Consider the following 4,525-nt stretch of genomic DNA (forward strand, 5'->3'; position numbering starts at 1 on the left):
AGGGAGTGCGTTTTATCGCTGTCAACGACAATGTGGACAGCGCAAACGGCGGCAAGAATTCCTTTATCTCACATAAGCCAATGCCCAGGGATTGTCCTCTTATGGCTGGACTGTTATGAATTTGTACAGAATGTTTTGCGCATCTCTTGAGGTTTCAAAACCGATATGCTACTATAAGTTCAGGAAAATGCGCGGAAATGGAGATTGTCATGGCTTTCTATCATATAAAAAAAAGCGGCCTTTTGGCGGCCGGGTTGTTGGTTTCAATGCTTCTTACGGGATGCGCTGGGGGCAGTGAAAATATACAGAGCGGAATGCAGCTGATACAGAATCTGGATTACCAGGGGGCTCTGGCAGAGTTTGAGGAGGCGGAGGCTGCCAACGAAAATGAACGTCTGATCTACAGGGGAAGAGGTATAGCCTATATGGGGCTTACAGATTATGAACAGGCAATCAGCTGCTTTCAGACGGCCCTTGCCGCCAGCAGCGGCATTGTGGAGTCTGTAGATTTTGACTTAAATTATTATCTTGCGGCGGCCTATACCAAGAATGGGCAGTATCAGGAGGCAAAAGATACCTACGACGCTATACTTGCCCTTCGGCCAAAGGAGGAGGACGCCTATTTTCTACGGGGAAACGCTTTTTTGAACCTTGGGGATTTTGAAGGGGCAAAGGAGGATTTTGACAGGGTGGTTTCCATGTCGCCCCAAAATTATGACAGACTGATAGAAATCTATGAAACTCTGGATCACTTTGGCTACAGACAGGAGGGACAGGCTTATCTGCAAAATGCCCTGGACACTGCAGAAGGCGCCATGGACCAGTTTGACAGCGGACGGATTTATTATTATCTGGGGGAATATCAGAAGGCTTATCTGGCTTTGGAGGAGGCGAAGGGAAATGGAGGAGCCGAAAGCTATCTGTACCTGGGCAAGGCTTATGAGGCCACGGGGGACTATAATTATGCCTCCAGCGTGTATAACAGCTACATCAGCCAGGATCCTTCAAATGCGGAAATGTATAATCAGCTGGGGCTATGCGAGATGACCAAGGGAGAATATCAAAAGGCGCTGGAAGCCTTTCAGGCCGGACTTGAAATAGAGGGAAACGATATGGTTCAGGCGTTGTCCTTTAATGAAATTGTGGCCTACGAATACTTGGGAGAATACCAGAAGGCGGCAGTGCTTTTGGACGCCTATCTGGCAAACTATCCCGATGATGAGGCGGCTGCAAGGGAAAAACAGTTTCTATCGACTCGATGAGTCCCTGGCGCTCCGCAGCTTTAAAAGGTCTAAAAAATCCAGCATGGAATGCACGTCTCTTGGAGAGAGCTCCAGGGTGGTGTTAACCATGTCCGCCACCGTATAATCCCGAAGGAGCCTGTGATTTAAGGTTTCAAAATTGTAGCGGTATCTGGTGCGGTTTAAAAGATAATCCGTGGTAACCTCAAAATAGTCAGCGATCTTGCAGAGAGTGGACAGGTCCGGAAAATGGACGCCCTTTTCATAGTTTGACACAGTGCCCACCGATACATTCAGCGCAGCCGCCAGTTCTTTTTGATAAATGCCTTTTTCAGCGCGGAGCTTCGCAAGCGTTTCTCCAAAATCCATATGCCCACCTCCCGTAGATCATTGCCTGTTTCAGATTTCGTAAAACCTATTTTATAGTATTTTAGGTTTTGAGAAATATTATTTTAGATATGCAAGAAAAGTGTTGAAAATAAGAAGAATATTTTATAAATGTTAAAATGATGGCAGCACTGACACAAATAATGAAATTGTTTCGGGAAATGAGTTGACCGGCGGTCAAGGGCTTTGGGAAAATGGATGAAAATGTAAATGCCTTTGGGCGGCACGGGAAATGGACTGATTAATAAACTGGTGTCAAAAATCAAGGAGTTAAATGCTCCCATTGTGGTTGGACTGGACCCTATGCTGAAATTTGTGCCAAAGCACATTCAAAAAAAGGCCTTTGCAGAATATGGCGAGACTTTGGAGGGAGCGGCGGAAGCTATCTGGCAGTATAACAAGGGAATTGTGGATGCCATCTGTGATCTGGTGCCTGCAGTAAAGCCTCAGATTGCCATGTACGAGCAGTTTGGCATTCCGGGAATGACAGCATTTCAGAAAACGGTGGATTACTGCAGGGAAAAGGGTTTGGTGGTGATCGGAGACATTAAGAGGGGGGATATCGGCTCCACTTCCGAGGCCTATGCTGTGGGACATTTGGGACGTGTTTTAGTGGGCGGCAAAACCTGCTATGGTTTTAACGAGGATTTTGCCACCGTAAATCCCTACCTGGGCTCAGACGGCGTCAATCCCTTTATCAAAGTATGCAGAGAGGAAAAAAAGGGGATTTTTGTACTGGTCAAAACCTCAAATCCAAGCAGCGGCGAATTTCAGGACCAGCTCATAGACGGTCGTCCTCTTTATGAGATTGTGGGAGAAAAGGTGGCGGCCTGGGGAGAAGCGTGTATGGGACAAGAGTACAGCTATGTGGGGGCTGTGGTAGGAGCCACCTATCCTGAACAGGGGAAGCTTTTGCGCAAAATCATGCCAAAGGCGTTTATACTGGTGCCGGGGTACGGCGCGCAAGGCGGCAAGGGTGCTGATCTGGTTCACTTTTTCAATAAAGACGGACTGGGAGCCATTATCAATTCCTCCAGAGGAATTATTGCAGCCTATCAGCAGGAAAAGTATGCAGGATACGGTGAGGAAAATTATGCGGAGGCATCCAGGGCCGCCGTGCTGGACATGAGGGAGGATATTGCACAGGCGCTGAACCGATGATAGACTTGCCCGGTGAAACTAATTGATAACTGGGGAGTTTTGTGTTAGTATAAAATGGACAAAACAGGAGGTTTACAGATATGGAGGCATACAAGCAGGAGTTTATCGAGTTTATGGTGGACAGCCAGGTGCTGAAATTCGGTGAATTTACCCTAAAGAGCGGAAGAAAATCTCCTTTCTTCATGAATGCCGGAGCCTATGTGACCGGCTCTCAGCTTCGCAGGCTGGGGGAGTATTATGCAAAGGCCATCCATGACAGCTACGGAGATGATTTTGATGTGCTGTTCGGGCCGGCTTACAAGGGCATTCCCCTGAGTGTTGCCACGGTCATTGCATACAGCAGCCTTTACGGGAAAGAAATCCGATACTGCTCCAACCGCAAAGAGATAAAGGACCACGGTGATGTGGGGATACTTCTGGGCAGCAGCCTAAAGGACGGAGATCGCGTGGTGATGATTGAGGATGTGACAACATCCGGGAAATCCATTGAGGAGACCTTCCCCATTATCAAGGCTCAGGCAGACGTGCAGATCAAGGGACTGATGGTGTCCCTAAACCGCATGGAAAAGGGACTTGGCGGAAAGCTGAGCGCGCTGGAGGAGATCAGGGAAAAATACGGCTTTGATGCAAGGGCTATTGTCACCATGCAGGATGTGGTGGAGTGCCTGTATAATAAGCCCTACAAAGGAAAGATTTATATTGACGATGTCTTGAAGGCTTCTATTGACCGCTACTATGAGGAGTACGGTGCCTAGATGCCCTGGAGACGGGCAGGAGGAATCCCTTTCACAGAGAAAGCTGAGAAAAAGGGCGGAGCATCAAAAATGTGAGGTGTGACAGATGGAAGAAAAGGTTTATAAGACAATGGGCGGCGCTGGTGTCATGAATATTGTGCTGGGAGTGATTTCCGTAGCGGTGGGACTTGCCAGCGGGGTGCTGCTGATCGTCAGCGGGGCCAGGCTTCTTGCGGGTAAATCCAGAATTTTATTTTAAATAAGGAGCAGCATGAGGGCATTTCCTGAGGGAAGTGCCTTTTTAGGGTTTATATAGGACATGAAAAGGAAAAACTATATTTTTACAAATAAAAAGCATTCCTACAAGGCCATTATGGCTGCTATTTTGGGAATCATCAGTTTAGTGTCCTTAGGCATTGTGGTGTATCTGACCTATTTGAGGGACGGACAGGCCCAAAACGGCTACGGGGTGACCGGGCTTTTGGCTGCCGTCTTTTCCCTGGCCGGATTGGTTCTGGCAATCATCTCGTTTCGGGAAAAGGACAATTATATGCTGTTTCCCTGGCTTGGACTGCTGTTAAATGTGGCAGCGCTGGGAAGCGTGGGGCTGATATTATATTTAGGAGTATAGATTGAAAAATCACTCTGATGAGTTGATTTTTCAATCCCAAATTTGTGCCGGAGCGTCACAAATTTGTCTGATGGCAGATGAGAAACCGCATGCGCGGATTTCTCATCGCCCCGTCGCGTAAAAACGCTTCGGAATGGAGAGTATCATGTGTGAAAAAATAGAAATAGGACAAGAAGCAGAGAAAGAGCTGCAAAGGGAAAGACTTAAATTAGTGTTGTCCAGAATCCGGGAGATTCCGCAGGAGCATTTCGGAGATGAGGCCTTTGAGGATTATTTTGCCGTGACAGCCCGATTTCTGCTTTTGCTGGAAGAAACCAGGAAATTTCTGGAGGATGGCGGTCTGGGGAAGGCGTCTTTGGAAGAATTAACGG

Annotated in this window: 6 protein-coding genes and 1 pseudogene; 6 read left to right on the forward strand and 1 reads right to left on the reverse strand. The window is 47.6% G+C overall.

The window, feature by feature from the left end:
- Positions 1-197 precede the first annotated feature (197 nt).
- The gene (locus AC1WIP_RS11940) at positions 198-1,262 is read left to right on the forward strand and encodes a tetratricopeptide repeat protein (protein ID WP_481142036.1); all 1,065 of its coding nucleotides are present in this window, start codon (positions 198-200) and stop codon (positions 1,260-1,262) included.
- On the opposite strand, the gene AC1WIP_RS11945 is transcribed toward AC1WIP_RS11940, so the two are convergent.
- Complete coding sequence (locus tag AC1WIP_RS11945; protein ID WP_481142037.1) at positions 1,248-1,610, reverse strand: helix-turn-helix domain-containing protein; 363 nt, start codon at positions 1,608-1,610, stop codon at positions 1,248-1,250. The two genes, AC1WIP_RS11940 and AC1WIP_RS11945, sit on opposite strands and share 15 nt — an antisense overlap.
- A gap of 255 nt (positions 1,611-1,865) precedes the next feature.
- Here AC1WIP_RS11945 and pyrF point away from each other — a divergent pair, with 255 nt between their 5' ends.
- The 5 genes and pseudogenes from pyrF to AC1WIP_RS11970 all read left to right on the forward strand — a co-directional run.
- Positions 1,866-2,789, forward strand: a complete 924-nt coding sequence (gene pyrF / locus AC1WIP_RS11950; RefSeq protein WP_481142041.1) for an orotidine-5'-phosphate decarboxylase — start codon at positions 1,866-1,868, stop codon at positions 2,787-2,789.
- Positions 2,790-2,869: 80 nt separating this feature from the next.
- Positions 2,870-3,544 carry an orotate phosphoribosyltransferase gene (gene pyrE, locus AC1WIP_RS11955; protein ID WP_481142038.1) on the forward strand — a complete coding sequence of 225 codons (675 nt, stop codon included), beginning with the start codon at positions 2,870-2,872 and terminating at the stop codon, positions 3,542-3,544.
- An 85-nt stretch (positions 3,545-3,629) separates the two neighbouring features.
- Positions 3,630-3,782 carry a hypothetical protein gene (locus AC1WIP_RS11960; protein WP_481142039.1) on the forward strand — a complete coding sequence of 51 codons (153 nt, stop codon included), beginning with the start codon at positions 3,630-3,632 and terminating at the stop codon, positions 3,780-3,782.
- A 60-nt stretch (positions 3,783-3,842) separates the two neighbouring features.
- Positions 3,843-4,154, forward strand: a complete 312-nt coding sequence (locus AC1WIP_RS11965; protein WP_481142040.1) for a DUF6142 family protein — start codon at positions 3,843-3,845, stop codon at positions 4,152-4,154.
- Between the two features lie 145 nt (positions 4,155-4,299).
- Positions 4,300-4,525, forward strand: a pseudogene (locus tag AC1WIP_RS11970) (hypothetical protein); the annotation flags it as partial.

Source organism: Acetatifactor sp. (genome assembly GCF_982438285.1).

Excerpts from the sequence above, each read along its gene's own strand:
- pyrE (WP_481142038.1), top strand. The coding sequence starts at position 2,870 with ATGGAGGCATACAAGCAGGAGTTTATCGAGTTTATGGTGGACAGCCAG.
- AC1WIP_RS11945 (WP_481142037.1), bottom strand. The coding sequence starts at position 1,610 with ATGGATTTTGGAGAAACGCTTGCGAAGCTCCGCGCTGAAAAAGGCATT.
- AC1WIP_RS11940 (WP_481142036.1), top strand. The coding sequence starts at position 198 with ATGGAGATTGTCATGGCTTTCTATCATATAAAAAAAAGCGGCCTTTTG.
- AC1WIP_RS11960 (WP_481142039.1), top strand. The coding sequence starts at position 3,630 with ATGGAAGAAAAGGTTTATAAGACAATGGGCGGCGCTGGTGTCATGAAT.
- AC1WIP_RS11965 (WP_481142040.1), top strand. The coding sequence starts at position 3,843 with ATGAAAAGGAAAAACTATATTTTTACAAATAAAAAGCATTCCTACAAG.